The organism is Streptomyces hokutonensis, assembly GCF_042751305.1.
Lineage (GTDB): Bacteria > Actinomycetota > Actinomycetes > Streptomycetales > Streptomycetaceae > Streptomyces > Streptomyces hokutonensis_A.
Genome location: NZ_JBHYWD010000059.1, coordinates 1 through 1,728 on the forward strand (window position 1 = coordinate 1; position 1,728 = coordinate 1,728).

General features: G+C 70.2%; 1 protein-coding gene. It reads left to right on the forward strand.

Annotation, left to right across the window (positions count from 1 at the left end):
• Positions 1-82: 82 nt before the first annotated feature.
• Complete coding sequence (locus tag ACFXC1_RS51195) at positions 83-1,663, forward strand: IS1182 family transposase (RefSeq protein WP_381257374.1); 1,581 nt, start codon at positions 83-85, stop codon at positions 1,661-1,663.
• Positions 1,664-1,728 lie beyond the last annotated feature (65 nt).

Genomic DNA, 1,728 nt, shown 5'->3' on the forward strand with positions numbered 1-1,728 from the left:
CTCTCCCCCGTCTCTGATTGTTATGTTTTTTGTTCCTCGCGGGCGGGCGGCGGCCCACCCCCACCAGACTCGTTGTGTGGCGATGGGTGAGTGGGTCGGCGAGATGGTCGGGCCGGACGTGTGGGAGACGTGTCGGGATCTGATCCCGGCCGGGAGTGTGTTCGCGTTCCTGGCCGTGCACCGCGGCAGGCTGTTCCCGGCCGAGATGTTCACGGACATGTATCCGTCGGCCAACGGACGGCCGAGCATGCCGCCGCAGATCCTGGCCGCCGCGATCACCTTGCAGGCCCTGCACGGGCTGTCGGACTTCGAGACGGTCCAGGAACTACGGTGCGACCTGCGGTGGAAGGCCGCATGCGGGCTCGGCCTCAACGACATGGCGTTCGATCCGTCGCTGCTGGCCTACTTCCGCCGCCGACTGGCCCGTTCCGCCCGCCCGAACCGCATCTTCGACGCCGTGCGCGAGGTCGTGAAGGCCACCGGCGTCCTCAAGGGCAAGCACCGCCGGGCGCTGGACTCCACCGTGCTGGACGACGCGGTCGCCACCCAGGACACCGTCACCCAGATCATCGCCGCCGTCCGGGCAGTGATCCGCGAAGTCCCCGGCGCCGACGCGGTCGCCGCTGCCCAGTGCAGCGCGCACGACTACACCGACCCGGGCAAACCGAAGATCGCCTGGAACGACGAGCAGGCCCGCGCCGTGCTGGTCGACGCGCTGGTTACAGACGCGCTGCGGCTGCTGGGGCATCTGCCCGACCAGCAACTGGCGGAGAAAGCCGCGAACGCGGTGGGCATCCTGGCCCTGGTCGCCGGACAGGACGTCGAGCCCGCCGAGGACTCCGACGGCCGCGACGGCCGCTGGCGCATCACCCAGGGCACCGTCCCGAACCGGATGGTCTCCACCGTCGATCCGGCAGCCCGCCACGTCCACAAAACCCGCAGCCACCAGCAGGACGGCTTCAAGGCCCACCTCGTGGTGGAGCCCGAAACCGGCTTATACACCGCCGTCGCTCTGCGGCCCGGCGCCGGAGCCGAGCACCACGAGGCCGCTGTGGGACTTGAGCTGCTTGCCGACGAGGACGAGCCGCTGGATGCCTTCGGCGACACCGCCTACTCCACCAGCGACGCCCGCCAGGCACTCCACGAGGCAGGACACCGCCTGTTCCTCAAGCCCGCCCCGCTGCGGCCGGCCGTCCCCGGCGGCTTCACCCCGGACGACTTCACCATCGACACCACCGCAGCCATCGTGACCTGCCCGGCCGGACACGCTGTGGCCCTGTCCGACCCCGGCGGGCAGCACCACCAACGCAAAGCCTCCTTCGGCAACTTGTGCGCCGGATGCCACCTGCGCGAGCGGTGTACCAGAGCCAGGACCGGACGCATCCTGACCATCCGCCCGCACCACGACCTCCAAGCGGCCGCCCGCCACCAGGCCGCCACCGATCCCACGTGGCAGGCCGACTACCGCCGCTGGCGGCCACCGGTCGAACGCGCCGTCGCCTGGATCGTCCACCACGGCAACCGGCGCCTGCGCTACCGCGGCACCCTCAAGAACGACACCTGGCTCCACACCCGGGCCGCCGCCCTCAACCTCCGCCGACTGATCAACCTCGGGCTCACCCACATCGACGGCGCCTGGCACCTCGCCCCAGCCACCACATAACAAAGAAGGGCCATCCGGCCTCCGGCCGGACAGCCCCTCAACAAGATCTTCATCAGCCTTCTAGG

Coding starts and splice junctions, on each gene's coding strand:
- ACFXC1_RS51195 (WP_381257374.1), top strand. CDS start 83: ATGGGTGAGTGGGTCGGCGAGATGGTCGGGCCGGACGTGTGGGAGACG.